This window comes from Butyrivibrio sp. VCB2006 (assembly GCF_000420945.1).
Taxonomy (GTDB): domain Bacteria; phylum Bacillota; class Clostridia; order Lachnospirales; family Lachnospiraceae; genus Butyrivibrio.
Genome location: NZ_ATVX01000032.1, coordinates 1 through 16,562, shown reverse-complemented (window position 1 = coordinate 16,562; position 16,562 = coordinate 1). Strand labels below are relative to the sequence as shown.

General features: G+C 34.5%; 20 protein-coding genes. 7 read left to right on the top strand and 13 right to left on the bottom strand.

What is annotated here, in order from left to right:
• Positions 1 to 260: hypothetical protein (locus G613_RS19765; protein ID WP_029675068.1), on the top strand; the 260-nt coding region annotated here is incomplete at its 5' end.
• Positions 261 to 334: 74 nt separating this feature from the next.
• On the opposite strand, the gene G613_RS18940 is transcribed toward G613_RS19765, so the two are convergent.
• Both G613_RS18940 and G613_RS0117365 read right to left on the bottom strand, forming a co-directional pair.
• Positions 335 to 1,864 (bottom strand): relaxase/mobilization nuclease domain-containing protein, encoded by a 1,530-nt coding sequence (locus tag G613_RS18940; RefSeq protein ID WP_029233782.1) that lies wholly within the window; start codon positions 1,862 to 1,864, stop codon positions 335 to 337.
• On the bottom strand, positions 1,825 to 2,145 hold the full coding sequence (locus G613_RS0117365) for a plasmid mobilization protein (RefSeq protein WP_029233781.1): 321 nt from the start codon (positions 2,143 to 2,145) through the stop codon (positions 1,825 to 1,827). Before G613_RS0117365 ends, G613_RS18940 begins: the two co-directional genes overlap by 40 nt.
• Positions 2,146 to 2,767: 622 nt before the next feature.
• Here G613_RS0117365 and G613_RS0117360 point away from each other — a divergent pair.
• The gene (locus tag G613_RS0117360) at positions 2,768 to 3,373 is read left to right on the top strand and encodes a hypothetical protein (RefSeq protein ID WP_029233780.1); all 606 of its coding nucleotides are present in this window, start codon (positions 2,768 to 2,770) and stop codon (positions 3,371 to 3,373) included.
• A gap of 18 nt (positions 3,374 to 3,391) precedes the next feature.
• On the opposite strand, the gene G613_RS0117355 is transcribed toward G613_RS0117360, so the two are convergent.
• The 4 genes from G613_RS0117355 to G613_RS18935 form a co-directional block, all read right to left on the bottom strand.
• Positions 3,392 to 3,721 (bottom strand): hypothetical protein, encoded by a 330-nt coding sequence (locus G613_RS0117355; RefSeq protein ID WP_029233779.1) that lies wholly within the window; start codon positions 3,719 to 3,721, stop codon positions 3,392 to 3,394.
• A 247-nt stretch (positions 3,722 to 3,968) separates the two neighbouring features.
• Positions 3,969 to 4,127 carry a hypothetical protein gene (locus G613_RS19615; RefSeq protein ID WP_155828122.1) on the bottom strand — a complete coding sequence of 53 codons (159 nt, stop codon included), beginning with the start codon at positions 4,125 to 4,127 and terminating at the stop codon, positions 3,969 to 3,971.
• A gap of 145 nt (positions 4,128 to 4,272) precedes the next feature.
• Entirely contained in the window at positions 4,273 to 4,449 is a 177-nt protein-coding gene (locus tag G613_RS20235; protein ID WP_081647940.1) for a Fic family protein, read from the bottom strand.
• Positions 4,374 to 4,994: a Fic family protein gene (locus G613_RS18935; RefSeq protein ID WP_051151102.1), complete on the bottom strand. Its 621-nt coding sequence runs from the start codon at positions 4,992 to 4,994 to the stop codon at positions 4,374 to 4,376. The genes G613_RS20235 and G613_RS18935 overlap by 76 nt, the downstream gene beginning before the upstream one ends.
• Before the next feature lie 1,375 nt (positions 4,995 to 6,369).
• Between G613_RS18935 and G613_RS0117340 the strand changes: the two genes are divergently transcribed.
• From G613_RS0117340 to G613_RS0117330, 3 genes are all read left to right on the top strand, one after another.
• Positions 6,370 to 7,134 carry a ParA family protein gene (locus G613_RS0117340; protein ID WP_029233778.1) on the top strand — a complete coding sequence of 255 codons (765 nt, stop codon included), beginning with the start codon at positions 6,370 to 6,372 and terminating at the stop codon, positions 7,132 to 7,134.
• Positions 7,135 to 7,185: 51 nt separating this feature from the next.
• On the top strand, positions 7,186 to 7,560 hold the full coding sequence (locus tag G613_RS0117335) for a hypothetical protein (RefSeq protein ID WP_029233777.1): 375 nt from the start codon (positions 7,186 to 7,188) through the stop codon (positions 7,558 to 7,560).
• An 81-nt stretch (positions 7,561 to 7,641) separates the two neighbouring features.
• A complete protein-coding gene (locus tag G613_RS0117330; protein ID WP_029233776.1) occupies positions 7,642 to 7,851 on the top strand; it encodes a helix-turn-helix domain-containing protein in 210 nt (69 codons plus the stop codon).
• 73 nt (positions 7,852 to 7,924) lie between these two features.
• On the opposite strand, the gene G613_RS0117325 is transcribed toward G613_RS0117330, so the two are convergent.
• Entirely contained in the window at positions 7,925 to 8,491 is a 567-nt protein-coding gene (locus tag G613_RS0117325; RefSeq protein ID WP_029233775.1) for a tyrosine-type recombinase/integrase, read from the bottom strand.
• Positions 8,484 to 9,092, bottom strand: coding sequence for a helix-turn-helix domain-containing protein (locus G613_RS0117320; protein ID WP_029233774.1), 609 nt, complete (start codon positions 9,090 to 9,092; stop codon positions 8,484 to 8,486). The genes G613_RS0117325 and G613_RS0117320 overlap by 8 nt, the downstream gene beginning before the upstream one ends.
• Positions 9,093 to 9,427: 335 nt before the next feature.
• Between G613_RS0117320 and G613_RS0117315 the strand changes: the two genes are divergently transcribed.
• Positions 9,428 to 10,864 (top strand): AAA family ATPase, encoded by a 1,437-nt coding sequence (locus G613_RS0117315; RefSeq protein WP_029233773.1) that lies wholly within the window; start codon positions 9,428 to 9,430, stop codon positions 10,862 to 10,864.
• 159 nt (positions 10,865 to 11,023) lie between these two features.
• On the opposite strand, the gene G613_RS0117310 is transcribed toward G613_RS0117315, so the two are convergent.
• The 5 genes from G613_RS0117310 to G613_RS0117290 all read right to left on the bottom strand — a co-directional run bounded on the left by G613_RS0117310 (position 11,024) and on the right by G613_RS0117290 (position 14,666).
• Positions 11,024 to 12,205, bottom strand: coding sequence for an MFS transporter (locus G613_RS0117310; protein ID WP_029233772.1), 1,182 nt, complete (start codon positions 12,203 to 12,205; stop codon positions 11,024 to 11,026).
• Positions 12,189 to 13,448: a radical SAM protein gene (locus tag G613_RS0117305; protein WP_196805081.1), complete on the bottom strand. Its 1,260-nt coding sequence runs from the start codon at positions 13,446 to 13,448 to the stop codon at positions 12,189 to 12,191. Before G613_RS0117305 ends, G613_RS0117310 begins: the two co-directional genes overlap by 17 nt.
• Before the next feature lie 383 nt (positions 13,449 to 13,831).
• Positions 13,832 to 13,975: a hypothetical protein gene (locus G613_RS19610; RefSeq protein WP_155828121.1), complete on the bottom strand. Its 144-nt coding sequence runs from the start codon at positions 13,973 to 13,975 to the stop codon at positions 13,832 to 13,834.
• Positions 13,976 to 13,986: 11 nt separating this feature from the next.
• Positions 13,987 to 14,145 carry a hypothetical protein gene (locus G613_RS19605; RefSeq protein WP_155828120.1) on the bottom strand — a complete coding sequence of 53 codons (159 nt, stop codon included), beginning with the start codon at positions 14,143 to 14,145 and terminating at the stop codon, positions 13,987 to 13,989.
• Complete coding sequence (locus tag G613_RS0117290) at positions 14,142 to 14,666, bottom strand: helix-turn-helix transcriptional regulator (protein WP_092331805.1); 525 nt, start codon at positions 14,664 to 14,666, stop codon at positions 14,142 to 14,144. The genes G613_RS19605 and G613_RS0117290 overlap by 4 nt, the downstream gene beginning before the upstream one ends.
• Before the next feature lie 256 nt (positions 14,667 to 14,922).
• Between G613_RS0117290 and G613_RS0117285 the strand changes: the two genes are divergently transcribed.
• Positions 14,923 to 16,562: helix-turn-helix domain-containing protein (locus G613_RS0117285; RefSeq protein ID WP_029675065.1), on the top strand; the 1,640-nt coding region annotated here is incomplete at its 3' end.

Below are 16,562 nucleotides of genomic sequence, written 5' to 3'. Positions count from 1 at the left end.
TTTTTTTTAAAAACAAGCTTTTTAACAATATGTTATTTTCATTAACAACGGTGGATTATTCGTTATGTACATATTCTCCCATTATATTAGCGCAAATATACTTCTATTATGCTCAAGCACTTGGATGCTTAAATAAGTATGATGAAATGATTGTATTTGCTACTAAATCAATATCCATTTTTAGATCATTGGGTTTTTATAAAAATGCTCAACTGCTAATAGAAGCCCTAAAAACTGATTTTGATACAATTATAACCTAATCTTATTACTTTCATTCCCATACCTTTTCTTTTCCATGGGAATGAAAGTTTTTTACATTTCTAGCATGAATATATTATCTTTCATACTCATCATGTTCATGATAATAGCTATGCTCGATGATTTCACCATTTTCTCTTTCACGCTCATCACGCTTTTCGATGTCCCTTTCATATTTTCTCATCTTCCTGCGTGTACTCGGATCAGCATTATCATAATCACAGAACTGCTTATCAGCTTTCTCTATGTCCGCATCACTAAAGTCTTTACCAAATTCAAACTTAAGATTCTCCTTAAGATCTGCTACATCCCTTGGATCAAGAACTATCTGTGATATATCCTTCTCAGCATCAAGCCTTGCGTATACTACATCAAAGGATGTCTGCTCTGATCTGATCTTTTTATCAAGGTCATTGGAAGCTTTGGCCATCTTTGAAGTCTCTGCTACATATTCATTATATTTTTCTAATGTTTCAAAGCCGTTCTTTTTAAGATACCCGGTAATGCTTTTTTTGTTTCCCTCTATATACGCTTCTTTGTGAGCTATCTTCTCCTCCAGGTCATGATATTTTATAAAAAGGATCTTGGGACATTCCTTCAGCTCTTTCTCATATTTTTTAAGGGCTTTCTTTGCGCTGTTGATTGCATTCTCTCCTTCCTTAAGAAAAGGATGCATCTTTTTTATCAGTTTATCTCTTACTTTTATCTCCTTATCCATGTCTGCCTTGACATCCATATATTCAGTGATCCTGATCCTTGCTGCAATGCCCTGGCACTTGTCATGAGAATACTTATCCCTTTCCATTGATGCAGCATTTCTTTCAAACCTTGATAGCAGCTCTTCCTTTCCTATTCCAAGGTTGAAAGTCTTGTTAAGGTTGGTGTCCCTGACCTTGTTTCCATCTTTGTCCATGAATGTCAGGTGCTTATGTTTGTCCTGCCAGTCAACAGAGTATCCTTTTCCAGAAAGAATTGTTATAAACTCTTTCTGTGACACTGCCCTGTTCATGGAATCCTTTACTACTTCCATTGTGTTGTAGACATAGGACTTTACGGACTTTCCTTCCAGCATATCCTTCATAAAATGATATTTTTCTTTTGTCCATGCTGTTATGCCGGTACGCTCATGGCCATCAAATGTTTTATTCTTTTCACAGATGGATAGCCCATGTTCGTGACAGATCTCGTCACTTCTGTCCTTCATCTTCTGCAGGTCCTTTGATGACATCTGGAACTTTTTCCCGTCTTCAAAACTTACTGAATTGATTATGAAATGGGTATGTACATGTTTCTTATCCTTATGTGTTGCTATAAGGACCTCATACCCTTTAAAGAGAGGACAGCTCTCTGCAAATTCTTTTGCTATCTCATGGGCTTTCTCAGGAGTTATGTTTTCACCAGGAGCAAAAGACTGAACGAAATGTTTGTAGGTCCTTCCATCTGTCTTTCCATATATTTCTTTTGTCGCCTGCATTTCTTCTTTGGCAGTTTCAGGTGTGACACCTATTCCGTATAAAAGTCTTTCTTCTGTCTTTTCTCTTTTTTCAACATAATCGATCGCTGTTCCTATCGGTGCGTGGCTAGATACTGCTTTAATGACTGCCATGTTTCCTTTACCTCCTTCAAGGTCCCTGACAAAACATTTCCATAATCAACATATCCGTTTTCATTAAGCTTCTTTGCTACCTGGTTAAGGTTGGTCCCCTGTTTTTTCATTTCCGGGATCAGTTCCTTAAGCGGATCCATGTTAGTTATCTGCATTTCAAGGGCAGCTCTCCGAAGATACTCCTGCTGCTTTTTTCCAGATGAAGAGATCTTCTCTTTTAAGATTTCCAGCTCTTCATCCGAAAGGCGGAACGTTACCTGATGTGGTCTTTTCTTATTCATGGTGGAGCCTTTCTGCAGCTGCGTTTCTGAAAAAATGAAAGCAGCTGCGATCAAAATTTATGAGCGGAGTGAATAAATTTCTGATCATGCCAGCCACACAAATTTACAAAAAGTTATAACTGTGGCAGGCATAAATGTGAGGATCCAAGGGGAGCAGAGCTTCCCTGGCAAGCGCTAAAGTGGTAACACTTTAGGAAGCTTGCAAAATCTCCCACATGTATATATTACCACTACTTTCCGGTCAGGCAAAGTGGGAGATTTCATGCTGCGAATACGTGAAAATGTCAGAAAGTCCCGGCTGCAGACTTGATGATTTTTTCATGTACGAGCAGCATGAACAGCATCGCATTTTGAAATTTTTCATTTTGTCGTGACTGTGATTTTGCGATGCGGCTACGCCAGGAACTGGCGAAAAAAATATAAAGGCACATATCATTATTTTTAAATAATAGAATGTTCCTTTATATAAATATTTTATTCTTTTACTCTTAACTCACATACAATATTGCCGATATAAATGATGATAATGAATTATATGTCTTTTCAATGGATTGAGTAGATTCTTTGAAAAGACATTTTTTTAGATAAGAAATTTTTAATTAGGAAGGAAAAATATATTATTATGAGCATAACTTTAGATGCTTCTTATTACAAAAACGCACCTTCAAAAATGTATGTTGAACAAAAGATTCAAAACAATTTTTCGTCTGCTTTTAATATAGCTGACATACAACAATCTGATAAAACATCAACTATTGTTAATAACAATAAAACTCCTTATACAACTGAAGAAGATTTAAATTGTTCTATGTGCGGCGAAATAAATAACCCCCAAAATTTACCATGCAAATTTTATAAACCTTCAAACTATTCTGAAGAGGATCCTGTCTACATAGCAAAACTCTATCCGTGGGATGGCTCAGATCCTATTATTCGAGAAATTCATTTAAACAATATTAGTTTTTCGAATATAGATGAGTATGAAACATTCGCATATGGAATCTATTTAAAAAAACAAGGGAAGATACCATGGCTAAATGATATATTAACTGCATATGATCAAGCCAATTATCAACTCTCAGATGATTCTTCTAGTTTTAACAAAGTAAATATCATTCAGTCAATAAAAGAAGATATGAATGAAGGATTAAAAAACAGATACTATGAACAATATTTAAGATATAAATCTTTATTTAATCTATTAACAAAGCAGACCAAATCAAAATGATTTGGTCTGCTTTCAATTTTAATATGCCCGAACTGCTTTTTCTTCTATAACTGTATTCCATGGCCTAACAGTTGATCTTCCTACATATCTGAATGTATATGTCCCTGGCGCTTTATATCCACAATTAAATACAAATGTATAAGTATTTCCTGAAATAGTCGAGGACTCCATTCTAACTCTTACATCATTCAAATATCCCATTGCTGTTCCACTGCCAACAACTATAACTCTAACTTTTAAGCAGTTATCTTCCATATAGCCATTGCCAATCCTAACACTACTAATTGGACTCGCAGGAGCAGCTAAAGCCGTTATCTTAGGTACAAATGCCAACAATAACATAGCCATAATTAACGCTATTGACAGTATTGTATTCTCTTTGTCTTTTTCATCAAAAATTCCTCCTTCTTATAAAAAAAAATTATTTTGCGTTAATTATTGTATATTATTTCGTTTACATTTTCAATATTGTTACACCTCACTCACCCTTCTCTGAATTTCAAATAAAATATGTACTAGAATTCAATTGGCTAATCTTTAGTACTTTTCAAAAATTCTGAATTTTCCTGGAGGTCTTTCACCCATGAATACTTCTCTACCTTTTCTTCATATACCTAGCATCTTTGAAAGTTCCGATCTTTTCAATCTTTTCATCCTTTAGCATTTTTCCAAGGACCAGTTCTATGGTTTTTACACTTACATCAGGAAGCTTTTCTGCGATGTCAGCTTTCGATATCGGGACTACAGCTCCCATAAGGACCGCCTCAACCCTCTCAGATTTTTTTGCTTTTTTAGTGATATCTCCATGAACGAATCATCAAGATCCTTAAAACACCGGTACAGGATCTGAAGGAAATTTATTATGAAAGGCATGTAATCATTTTTGTTTTCATGCCATCCTAATGAAGACTGTTCAAGTGCTGCATAATAGCTTTCCTTATATTTATCTGGTTCTCAACAGAGATATATCTTCCTATATCATATCCAAAGATATAGAGCATCAGTACCGTAAGAAGTCTTGATACTCTTCCGTTCCCGTCAATGAATGGATGGATGCATAATCCACTATAAAACATGGTATGAGAAAAAGAACAGGTATCTCCTCATCCTGTCTTGCATCATAGAAAGCAAGGATAAGCTGCTCCATTGCCTCCTCTGTATCTTTATGTTTTACCGGAGTAAATCTTACCCGTCTGCTCTCATCGCTTAAGTATTCCATTATAAGGTTGTCCCTTGTTTCAGCCTCCAGAGGATTAACTGATTCTTCGATCATCCTGTGAAACATCAGGATCACTTCTTTTGATACATCAAGATTTTCATGTTCTGTATGGATGAGACTCAAGGCATCTTTATATCCGGAGATCTCTTTTTCATCATGTGTGAGGGGCGCAGCTCCTGCTACCAGATCCTTGATTCTTTCTTCAGTAGTGACAATACCCTCGATCTCATTGCTGGCCTTAACGGATTCTATCACAGCCTTTTCCCTGAGTTTTTCAAAAGTCTTCTCATATTGGAGCTTTCTTACCTGGTTCCTTGTATTTAGATCTGATATGATCCCTACTGTTCCAATGATGGTCCCAGGAATCTCTTTTTTTAAAAAAGAATAATCAAACTTCCTCATAACTACCTCTTAAGAAATTTACTACCTAAAATCTGTCATTTATTAGGTAGTAAATCAACAACCCATCTTCTCTTTATATTATTCCGACCAAAATGACAATAGGATGCTGTTTTGATCGGAGCATCCTTCCAGACCAGTATCCATCAGCTCTGCTAGTACGACCATATACATATTTATAAAGACAACCAAAAGACCAGGAGAGACCAACAATCGCTCGCAGCCTGTCCTTGCTTTTCTTCTGGCGGTTGAACCAAGGAAACGGCTGTGAGCTTCCCCCCGCAGACCTTATGTTTTAGAAAGAATCTAAAAAAGCATAAAATCCACGGATTCTATGCTAAAATTAAGGTCTGCGAAGGGAAGTGACAAGATTTCTTTTGGCGTATATCGCCTGAGGTATCCGTATGTATCACTTACCTGTATTACTACAGGTCCCGCTTCTGGCACACTGCCAACGATCAAGGTCTCCGGTTCAAACATCGTAAGAGATCATCTTTTGCAAGCCCCCCTAGCAATATGTTCTGATCATAAGTCAGAGACATCTGCTTTCTCAAGGCATCTGTCCCATATCGCACGAAGCACGGTAAAACTCCATCTTTCAGTTTTGTATTCGCCGACGCATCGGTTGTCCAGGTCTGTGACTGGACAGAAACAGGCGGTCAAGCCATGCCGTTCATCCCATGATCCCCGGCACGCTCTTACCGTGATTCCTCCGTAGACTGTATGGGGCTGATCAGTGCCCGTTCCTCATACGAAAAGGTTGTTTTCACACGATTTTCCTCTCAACGTGACCATATCTTCCTCTGGCAGGCGGCCAGACCTGTGTTTAATTATTGGTGTTGGAAATAATGCGATTGGCTAGATCCTATTCCCAGCAAAACCTTTTTTCATGTCTAGGAAATAAAAAAGCCTATGGGACACCATAGACCGAATAAACAATATTTTGTGCTTATCATAGGAAAACTTTAGACTATATGGTGGTTGCAAAATCCACTCATATTTCCTATAATTAATGCATAAATTGTATTGTTTATAAGGCTTTTCACCTTTTGGTGGTTGTGCCTGTTCGGTACTGGTGGTACCTGAGCTATTCGGAAACGCCAATTTCCAAACAACTTCTTATAACTATTAAAAAAGTACCTCGCCAAAGGTGCTTTTTTTATTTCCCCATGTATTTATTCTACACAACCCTTTCCCAAAAATCAACACAAATTATCACTCAAAAGTTATAATCTATATCAAATTAACTTTGCTTTTATCTAAAAAAGTGATATCATAGTTGTAATAAAAATGTAAAAAACTATTATAATACTTTTATTTTAATAGTTTTTTACTGTTATTAATCTAAATATCTATTATTTTGTTGGGAGGAAAAAAATTGGAAATTATTTCTGTAAATATCCAAAAAGGCGGATGCGGAAAGACAACCACCTGTCAGGTTCTTGCAGAAATCCTTGGGAAAGAATTTGACAAGAACGTCCTTTGTGTAGACATGGATCCCCAGTGTAATCTGACAGCAGCTGCCGGAATAAACTTACTTGAATATCAGGAAAAGAATCTCTTAGGGCTACTCAAAGAAGAATATCCCATACAGGATTGTATAGCAGAATCGGAGTATTACGATATCATTCCTGGTTCCTTAAACCTTACCGATGCCGATACAATATTTAATAACGTCATTTCAAAAGAAACTCTTCTGAAAGATGCACTAGCTCCTGCAGCAAGTGCCTATGACATTATAATCATCGATACACCCCCATCATTGAATGTCCTTGCAAGCATGGCTTTAACAGCATGTACCAAAGTAATTATTCCATGCCTTGCAGACTATTTTGCAATGATGGGTCTTAATCAGCTTTTTGGACGTATAAGTCAGATTAAGAAAAAACTTAATCCTGATCTTTCACTTGAAGGAATCCTTCTTGTGAAATATGGTGGCAGAGCTAATCTTGATAAAGCAGTTGTTGATGGTCTTGATGATATGGCAAAGAGAATGGAAACAAAAGTGTTTAACACGAAAGTAAGAGAACGTGTAAAACTTAGAGAAGCTCAAAGCCAACAACAATCAGTAATTGACTATCCCGATACAAAAGATGTTGTTGCTGATTATAGAGAATTACTTAAAGAAATAGAGTTAAAATAATAGTTTTATACCATTATAAAACTATTATTTTACTCCTATGGAAGGAGTTATATGGCCTCAAAAAGAAAACCAGTAACTATTGCTACGAATACAGGCGCATTATCAGAAGCAGCAGTACCAAAACTAGAAGAAGCTCCTGTAAAAAAAGAAAAACAAAAAGCAATAGCAAAGCATCCTGGGGGACGTCCCAAAAAGACTACTCCAAAAGCTGAGAATAGGACCATCAGCATGGATCCAATTTTATTTGAAAAATATCTGATCATAAGTGAGAGAACAAACAAGGTTTCTATATCAGAATTTCTTAGACATGCTGTTGAGTTTTATTGCCAGCAAAACTCCATCTCATTATATGATGATGAGCTTAATAAAGAAGCTACAGCAAACTACAAAGCAAGATTAGAAGAAAAAGAAAACAAAAAGAAATAATAATAGTTTTATACCATTATAAAACTATTATTTTACCACTAATAATCATTTATTATACCTTTATAAAAGGAGAATGAGCATATGATGTCAGAAAAAATCCGTCTTGTATTAGCAAAAAAAGACAAAAGCAAAGCATGGCTTGCAGATCAGCTTGGTTGGAGCACAAGTAATCTTTACAATAAATTCAAACGTGACAATTTCAGCGAAAAAGAACTGGTAGAGATAGCTAAAGTATTAGACTGTAAATTTGAAGCCAATTTCGTATTAAATGACTCTGGTGAAAAATTTTAATATCCATCTTATTGAATATAATACCATTATAATAGTTTTATTATAATAGTATTATAACGTTATAATACTATTATCAAACTAATGCTATATGTTCTTCCAACGCTTTTTCCTGCATCTCGGAAGTGATTCCGATATACTTCTGTGTCACAGCAACAGAACTGTGCTGCAGAAGCTGCTGGACCAGGACGATATTATAACTGTTGTTTAAGTAGATCTCAGTTGCAAAGAACTTCCTGAAGGAGTGTGTTCCTATATTCTTATATCCAAGATAGTCGCATACCTTCGCAAGATACTTCTGGACAGCCCTTTCTCCTATGGGAAAGAGCTGCCCTGTTTCTTCTATATTATTGTCTGCAGCATACACCCTCATGTAATTGTATATGGCAACAGGGACCGTAAAGGTCCTTTTCTTTAACGTCTTTTTCTCCGTGATGTTGAGCCTGTACCTTCCACCATCCATGATTATGTCAGACATCTTAAGCCTCAGGATATCTTCTATCCGTAGTCCTAAGTTTGCCTCCAGGACCAGGGCAGTAGCTATCTTCTCATTTGCCCTGAAGAAAGATCCGCCCGTCTTCATGGTCTCAATTATTTCCTGATACTGTTCTTTCGTAAGCGCAACAGTGGTCTTGTTAGCCATTTTCCTTTGGTCCTTTCCTGGCAGTTCTCTTTTTCATCCTGTAAAAAGTAGCCCTTCCAATGCCAAGTTTTTCTGTTATATCCTTCTCAGACAGTCCCTGGTCAATAAGCTCCTGCACCTTTTTAGCCTGCTCATCAAGCTTTTCAGGATGCGGCTTTCTTCCTGCAGGTTTGGTCATGGAAATTGTATCATTTATATTCTGATACTTCTTATTAAGGATGCTTATTCTTCCTTCAAGACTGCTGACTTTTCTTCTAAGTTCCTCTATGACATCTCGGTCTGACACCGGTACATCTGAAGGATTCCGGTAACTAAAAAAGATCTCGCCATTATAGTCCCTGTCCCATACATCAATGAAGGTGCGCCTTCCCTTTGCATCTGAATGCCTAACAAAGATCCTTGGGTAATCATGCTTCTTCTCCGGATCAGATTCTGGAAATATGGTTATGAGTGCAAGCGCTCCTTTCCCTGAAGCACGTACTGTTGCTATCTCATATACGTGGTCCTCATTTCCATAGGGGATTATCTCTCCCTTTACAGATTCATATGTTTCGATTATCCGTTTTTCCTCAGCTTTCGTTATCCAGGCTTTCTTCTTCATTTCTGATTCCTTTAATCATCTCAATAATATAATGATACTGTATTAATAATGGTATTCTCACGAAAGGGCACTTTGTACAATGTCAAAATATCACGGAAAGTCACTTTGTGAGCATGTATCACTAATATAATGATACACCAAAATCAACTTTCTGTCAGCTTTACTTTGGATTAAAGATGATTCTGAAAGATAATTCTATCTCCGTTTTTTTGATATCATTTTCATCTATATCTAAACAAAATAGTAATTTTTAGACAAAATCGCATTGTATTTTGTCTAAAACATGTTTAAAATATGATTTGTAGACAGAATCTCACAGAGAGGAACACCGTATAATGAATAACATAATAGGACGTGAAAAAGAGATCCACCGCCTTAAGCGAGTATTGGAAGAACAGGAAGCCCAGCTCGTTATTGTATATGGCAGAAGAAGAGTTGGAAAAACATATCTGGTAAATGAATTTTTTGACTATAAATTTGACTTTAAATTTACCGGTTCATATAACCATAAAAAATCGGAGCAGCTCCAGAATTATATACTGGAGTTTAACCGTTATACAAAAGAAGAACATGATACTCCTAAAGACTGGACTGAAGCCTTTTTTCTGTTAAGGGATTACCTTGAGCAGAAAGATCCTGGAGAAAAGCAGGTAGTCTTTTTTGACGAAATGCCCTGGATGGACAATCAGGGATCCGGCTTTCTTTCTGCATTTGAGTGGTTCTGGAATTCATGGGGCAGTACCAGAAAAAACCTTGTCTTTATAGTATGCGGTTCAGCCACATCCTGGCTTATAGATAAAATAGACAGAAACAAGGGAGGCCTCTTTAACAGACGCACCTGCAGACTGTACATTGAGCCCTGGAATCTTTATGATACGGAGCAGTACCTTATCTCAAGGGACATCTACTGGTCCCGATATGATATCACTGTATGCTACATGATAATGGGTGGCATACCATATTACCTGAAGTTACTGGACAGAGAACTTACCCTGAATGAAAATATTGACTTGATGTTTTTCAGAAACAGATCAGAACTGTGGGATGAGTTCGACCAGCTGTACAGGACGCTGTTCAGTAACAGTGACAAATATATAAAAATAGTCGAGGCGCTGAGCAAAAAAAAGAAAGGGCTAAGTCGAGCTGAAATCTCAGCAGCAACAAAGATTCCTGAAAACGGGACCCTGACAAAAATGCTGACAAACCTCATTGATTCCGGTTTTGTCAGAGTTAATGATACATTTGGGTATAAAAACTATGAAAAGACATTCCAGCTATCTGATTATTACACACTATTTTATTTTCGCTTTATAAAAGACAACTATGGTAAAGACGAGCATATGTGGAGTAACACAAACGACAATCCTGCAAGGCAGGTATGGCAGGGTCTTACTTATGAACAGGTATGCAAGGATCATATTCCACAGATAAAGAAAAAGCTTGGGATATCCGGGATCATGTCCACAGTATCATCCTGGTACAAAAAAGGCAGCGACACGGAAGACGGAGCACAGATAGATATGCTGATTGACCGCCGTGATCATGTCATAAGTCTGTGTGAAGACAAGTTTTCAACGCATGAATATGAGATCACTAAGGACTATGATGCTTCACTTAAGAATAAAGTTGCTGTATTTCGTAATTCGACAAAAACCAAAAAGACGATCCAGGTAATCCTGATAACAACCTACGGCCTCAAAAAGAACAGTTACAGCAACTACGTCGGAAAGGTTATCCTGATGGATGATCTGTTCGAAAAAAATGATGACTAAGTCATAGAATAGTTCGTATTTATCCTTTAATTAGTTCGTATATACCACTATTCTATCATCATCCCCAGTAACTACGCAAAAATAAAGTACGTAAAAGTTATCTTTTACGTACTTCAAAATATCATCTTTATTAAATATCTGTCATGCTAATGCTATAAATTAAGTAGCTGCACTGCCCACATATTTATTGCTAATAAAGTGCCAAACAGCTAAAACAAGCATCATGCTCCCAATCACCGCAAAACAAATTGTCGTTCCTAATTCCGAAATATATGCTGAAGCAAACAAAAAAACTATTTCCACAAAATTCACTCCCATATTATAAGCTGACAAAACCTCGGCTCTCTTACCTTCAAGATGATTTTTATCAATAACTTTATTCTCAATCTCATCAAATATATAAGCTGGAATGGATATTACAAGCGGAAGCAGTAACATTATTGGGATAATTATCCATCTTACATTTAATTTTCCAAAAGCTACCATGCAAATGCCTGCTACACCAAAACCTATTATAAACGTTTTAAAATAATTCTTTTCCCCTATATAATCTAGAAATTTCTCAGCTGTCATCTCAAATAGTGAATACCCTAATATAATGACAGTCATCCATTCTTCTGATATACCAAGGTTTTCTAACTTATCGACGTAAAAGAAGTTGATCAGTATAAATGAAATACTAACGCAAGCCAAAGTTACCATAATTATTATGTTCTCAATATTTAACTCAAGAATGAATAGCTTTTTCTTCCCAGCAACCAGATTATTAGTAATATTTTTTACTTTATTCTTTTCATCTTCTATTCCAAAGCTCATAAAAGCTGCGATAATATTCATCACAACAGTAAGTATAAGTAATCCTTTGATTTCAAAGAAATGATATATACCCGCATACATAACTGTGCTAACAATAAAACCTGCTGTGCCAAATTTTCCGACTCGTGCACTCTTAACAACGTATTCCCCATCATCATATTTCTGATATAAATATGCACTTATAGTACCTGAAGTAAAGCAATTCGCAATTCCTTCAATTACTGCTTCAGCTATAAACAGCACATAATTTTTAGAAATAAATGCAGCCAACATCGTACTTCTAGCAATTAGCAGCATAAACTGAGACAAAACAATTGTATTCTTATATCCAACAGTGTCAGTAATCTTTCCGGTTGGTATTTCGCCGAAAAAAATCACAACAGAAAGAATTGCTTGTAATATGAAAAACTGATTAAGAGTAATTCCTGCTCTAGTTCTCACAAGTAACGCAACTGGGGCAAAAAAAACTAATCCATTCAAAAAAGAAACCACCTCTAGCTTGTCAATCTTAGCAAAACTGCGCATATTTCCTCCTCACCTCTGGAATAAAAATATTGTCAATAAAATATTCAAAATTTTCTTTCTCGTATTCACAGCATTTCTCAAAATTCACTTTATGAGAAAGCTGACAACCTCCACCACAAAAACCTCCTATTTTACATCCCATACACTCTTTATATGAGTCTGATGTCTTATCCTGGACCTCATACTTCAGTAAATTATCTAAAGAAAAATCAAATATATTGTACTTAGGTCTTCCGACCGTGTATGTACATCTATATGTCTTAAGATTATTATCAACATAAAATGCCATATCTTCTTTAGAAGAATTCCAACAATAATTATTTTTTCCCTTTTTCTCTAATTGATTTGTTATAATACCTAATTTACGGACAAGATTATTTGTAGTTTTTAAAAACGCAATATGCATATTATCCGGTAGTTTATGCTTCATTATTTCCCCAATAAGCTCGCTTTCCTTTAAAATATGCGGATATCCCGTCTCGAAAAGTCGGTCATCAACTCTTCCAAGCGACCATACAAAATTAGGATTGGTCAATAAATCTAACGATTCCAAATCATTTTTCATATCCCATATTTTGTCATAATTTAGCCTATCTATATTGGTTGCAAGATTAACTTTAACTCCATAAGAAATTAGTATTTTTATACAATCAATTAATTCCTTAGTAGATTCAGAACAATTTTGAGATTTATCTAGACTACACCTTGTCAAATAATTTAACTCGGTACTATCAATTGTAGGGTTTATAGAGCTTATAAATTTGCGGTTGATAATAAGCTTTTTAAGAAAGCGCCTCAAATAAAAACCATTCGTAGTAATATGAAGCGGAATTCTTTTTTCTTTGCAAAATAGTAGCACTCTATCAAAAGCTTTTTCATTTTCTGGCAGTAATGGCTCTCCTCCAAATAACCCAATATCTACATTTTTATCCGGATTAAGCTCCATATAATCACTTATAATAGCCAGAATCTTTTCCAGGTTTTCTTCTGATATAAGCCTTCTGTCCAAAGACACATCATGCTGCTGATAACAATATGTACATCTAAAATTACATTTATAAGTTATTGCCAATATAAAACTCACTGAATTACAATCCACATGGCTATCATCACTTCTTTCCTGCGGAAAATAGTCACCAACTAACTCGTCATTATTTAATAGATAACATTTATTATTGAAAGAATCCAAAACAATATTCATGTTATCATCAAGTTTTGTGACATACTTATCATCTAACCACATATGATTGAATTCTAGATTATCATCGCTTATTGAAAAAATACATCCATCTTCTAATTTTAGCATTTTCGTTTGCAGAAAGGGCTGAAATAATTTCAGCCCCGACATTTTAATAATTATCAATATCTTCTATGAGTGTGATCAATGCACTCGCAAGATAACTGTACATCATCATTCTGCTCCATCTCAGCAAATTCCTCTGGTGATAATTCAAATGTACTCATATTTCTGCATCTCCTTCATTTTATATTTTTCTTATTTACTACTAAAAAAATCTGTAAACACATAGAAATTCATAGTCCAAATTCCCATGCTTCTATCACTAAACGAAATACCTGCCCTAATTTATCCAATAAATTATTATTTTTTCACCTCCATTCCTGGTTTTAACCCTTTATCAAAGCAGAACAGGTTGTTCCATTTAATAATCGCTTTGCTTTATTTGATAAGTTTTCTGATGAATAGATTTCATTAATAACTCTATTTTTATAAAGGCCATGGCAACCTTCATATCTGTTCAAAATACTCATAGCTAGGCTCCTTATCCAATCGTTTCCTCATATTCTTCTAGCAAATCAATTTCAATATCTAACTCCTGATTTACAGAACACTCATAATCTGCAGCAGCCACAACTATTTTCCCCGTATCAATACTAAAAACTAAAAGTAATAAAACTAATATGCCCCTTACAATCTTCATTCTTTTTCTCCTGTATGATTTTTATTTGGTGTAACTACAAAATACACGTTATAAACATTGCCATCATCTTCTGACATGGTCTGATATTTTCTCAATAGTTCATCATATTCTTTAAGAAAACTATCCATTTTATTTCTATTAGCTTTAATAAACAAAGCTTGAACTCTGTTCGGCTCATTTTCTTGCCACAATGCATTTTTTACTGCATCCTTTACCATTAATGAATATTGATGAGAATATCTACTTATAATTCGTTTTTTTTCAAATGAATCATTAATATTTTTTAGATCTTTTCTTATTAAAATATTTTTTTCTTCATAACAATATTTAATGGACTCATTGGAACAATCACTTTTCTTTACAATACCTATGTCAACCATTTTATTTATATAATTTGAAACTGTGAAAACTGGAATGTCTAATTTGCTCGCAATTTCAGCACAGCTAGACGCTTTATCAAATATGCAAATCAATATATCTAAGCCTAAACCAGATATTATTTCAACTTCCAATTCTTCCATCTTTTTCTCTATACTTTCTATTATCTTCACCTGCCTTTTTTCAATTTCTTTATGAATAAAATATAGCAATTTGAATTCAGTAACAGCACTCGACAAAACATAAACTTTGTTGTTTCCATTTACCTAAAATTCACCTTCCAGTGCCCCCATTTTGTGATACAATCATTCTTAGTGTTTAGCATTTGTGGTTATCAGCTATATCAATACTAGCTTTGCTAAAAATCGAATCATATTATATTGTTTTACAGGAATTATAATGAGTATTAGAAACGCCGGACAGATTATTAAAGAAGCACGTATAAATGCTGGATTATCACAAGAAAAATTATCTGATGGAATTTGTTCACTTGCATCTCTGAGTAATATAGAAAATGGGATTCTTGGAGTAAGTCCATTTACATTTAATTTATTAATGCAAAAAGCTGGCTCTTCCAGAGAAATCTATCCATTTTTTGAAAATGATTCTGATTGGGAATGCTTTATACATATAAAACAAGCAAGATTCTACCTCCTACATTGGAAAATGCAGGAAGCATATATAGAATTACTAGCTGTAAACGACCAAAATTTCAATTATAACCGTTTATACTTTCAAGAGTGGTTTTTTTTATATTCTCAATTTCAATACTATACCGCAACATCAGATATACGACTCATCTATGATAAATATCTTGAAATACTACCATATTATTCCATAGATATATCTAACCTTGACTTTAAATACAAGTTACTTACTGTATCTGAAATTAATGCACTTCTACTGTTTGCAGAATTATCTTTGGAATTAAAAAAAGAAGAACATTGTTTAATAATCTGTCAACAATTATTACCCTATATAGAAAATACAAAGTTGACTGATTCAGAAAAAGAAGAACTTCTTACAAAATACAATATAGTATATATTAAATACCTATTATGTATTGGCGATTATTCTTCCGTAGAGAAAATAATAAAAGGAATCACATATGCAGAACATTCAATGAATCTTAATTTCTTAGTTATTGAACTTAGAATCATTGAATCAATTTATTATTACCTTACTGGTAACAAGTCGCAATATCAACAATTATTAAATGATATTCTTTGTTCCATTACTGCCACACAGAATGATTTTTTTTCCTATCTACGTAAAATGCTTGTTTTTTTTAAAGTCAAAGACGCTATTTCAAAAGAATGTATAATAAACCACTCATTTGCCAAAATTACTTATACTTACAATGATAATTTTTCAAATGGCATATTTGATATTTATGGAAAAGATGTTCTTACAATAGGAAGTCTTATAAAAAAGCTCAGAGTTGACCAGGGAATCTCTCAACAAACATTATGTCAAGGATTATGTAGCAAATCAATGCTTTCAAAGATTGAAAATTGCATTTTAAATCCCGACATAATTATAGCAGGCGCTTTATTAAATAGGCTTGGTTACTCCGAAAGGGAACTAGTATTTTACGGTAATAAACAAGAATCCCAATTTAATGAACTTAAATTATCACTTTCAACCCTTCCTGCTAAATCTTCAGATTATATAAAAAAATTAAATGAACTAAAAGAATTAGCTGAACACACCAAACATCCTCTAATTAAACAGACTTATGTTTTATTTGATATTAGAACCATGCCTGATTCTTCTGAGAAAGAAACAAAAATAAAAGATGCCATATTTATAACGCTACCAGCATTTGACATTAATAAAATGCTTAATTATCGCTTATCATGGGTAGAATTTTCCTTAATTAATCAACTAATAAAATGCATTAATAATATTTCGAGTACATATAATACTCAGACCTATTTTCAACAAATTTTTTTATATAAAGAGATTACAAAGCCTAATATAATATATGCGCTCCAATTATATCCAGTTACTTACTATATCCAACAAAAGTTTTTTTT

What these genes read in the sequence shown, in the direction of transcription:
- G613_RS18940 (WP_029233782.1), bottom strand. Translation starts at nt 1,864, where the DNA reads ATGGCAGTCATTAAAGCAGTATCTAGCCACGCACCGATAGGAACAGCG.
- G613_RS0117365 (WP_029233781.1), bottom strand. Translation starts at nt 2,145, where the DNA reads ATGAATAAGAAAAGACCACATCAGGTAACGTTCCGCCTTTCGGATGAA.
- G613_RS0117360 (WP_029233780.1), top strand. Translation starts at nt 2,768, where the DNA reads ATGAGCATAACTTTAGATGCTTCTTATTACAAAAACGCACCTTCAAAA.
- G613_RS0117355 (WP_029233779.1), bottom strand. Translation starts at nt 3,721, where the DNA reads ATGGCTATGTTATTGTTGGCATTTGTACCTAAGATAACGGCTTTAGCT.
- G613_RS19615 (WP_155828122.1), bottom strand. Translation starts at nt 4,127, where the DNA reads ATGGGAGCTGTAGTCCCGATATCGAAAGCTGACATCGCAGAAAAGCTT.
- G613_RS20235 (WP_081647940.1), bottom strand. Translation starts at nt 4,449, where the DNA reads ATGTTTTATAGTGGATTATGCATCCATCCATTCATTGACGGGAACGGA.
- G613_RS18935 (WP_051151102.1), bottom strand. Translation starts at nt 4,994, where the DNA reads ATGAGGAAGTTTGATTATTCTTTTTTAAAAAAAGAGATTCCTGGGACC.
- G613_RS0117335 (WP_029233777.1), top strand. Translation starts at nt 7,186, where the DNA reads ATGGCCTCAAAAAGAAAACCAGTAACTATTGCTACGAATACAGGCGCA.
- G613_RS0117330 (WP_029233776.1), top strand. Translation starts at nt 7,642, where the DNA reads ATGATGTCAGAAAAAATCCGTCTTGTATTAGCAAAAAAAGACAAAAGC.
- G613_RS0117325 (WP_029233775.1), bottom strand. Translation starts at nt 8,491, where the DNA reads ATGGCTAACAAGACCACTGTTGCGCTTACGAAAGAACAGTATCAGGAA.
- G613_RS0117320 (WP_029233774.1), bottom strand. Translation starts at nt 9,092, where the DNA reads ATGAAGAAGAAAGCCTGGATAACGAAAGCTGAGGAAAAACGGATAATC.
- G613_RS0117315 (WP_029233773.1), top strand. Translation starts at nt 9,428, where the DNA reads ATGAATAACATAATAGGACGTGAAAAAGAGATCCACCGCCTTAAGCGA.
- G613_RS0117310 (WP_029233772.1), bottom strand. Translation starts at nt 12,205, where the DNA reads ATGCGCAGTTTTGCTAAGATTGACAAGCTAGAGGTGGTTTCTTTTTTG.
- G613_RS0117305 (WP_196805081.1), bottom strand. Translation starts at nt 13,448, where the DNA reads ATGTGGTTAGATGATAAGTATGTCACAAAACTTGATGATAACATGAAT.
- G613_RS19610 (WP_155828121.1), bottom strand. Translation starts at nt 13,975, where the DNA reads ATGAGTATTTTGAACAGATATGAAGGTTGCCATGGCCTTTATAAAAAT.
- G613_RS19605 (WP_155828120.1), bottom strand. Translation starts at nt 14,145, where the DNA reads ATGAAGATTGTAAGGGGCATATTAGTTTTATTACTTTTAGTTTTTAGT.
- G613_RS0117290 (WP_092331805.1), bottom strand. Translation starts at nt 14,666, where the DNA reads ATGGAAGAATTGGAAGTTGAAATAATATCTGGTTTAGGCTTAGATATA.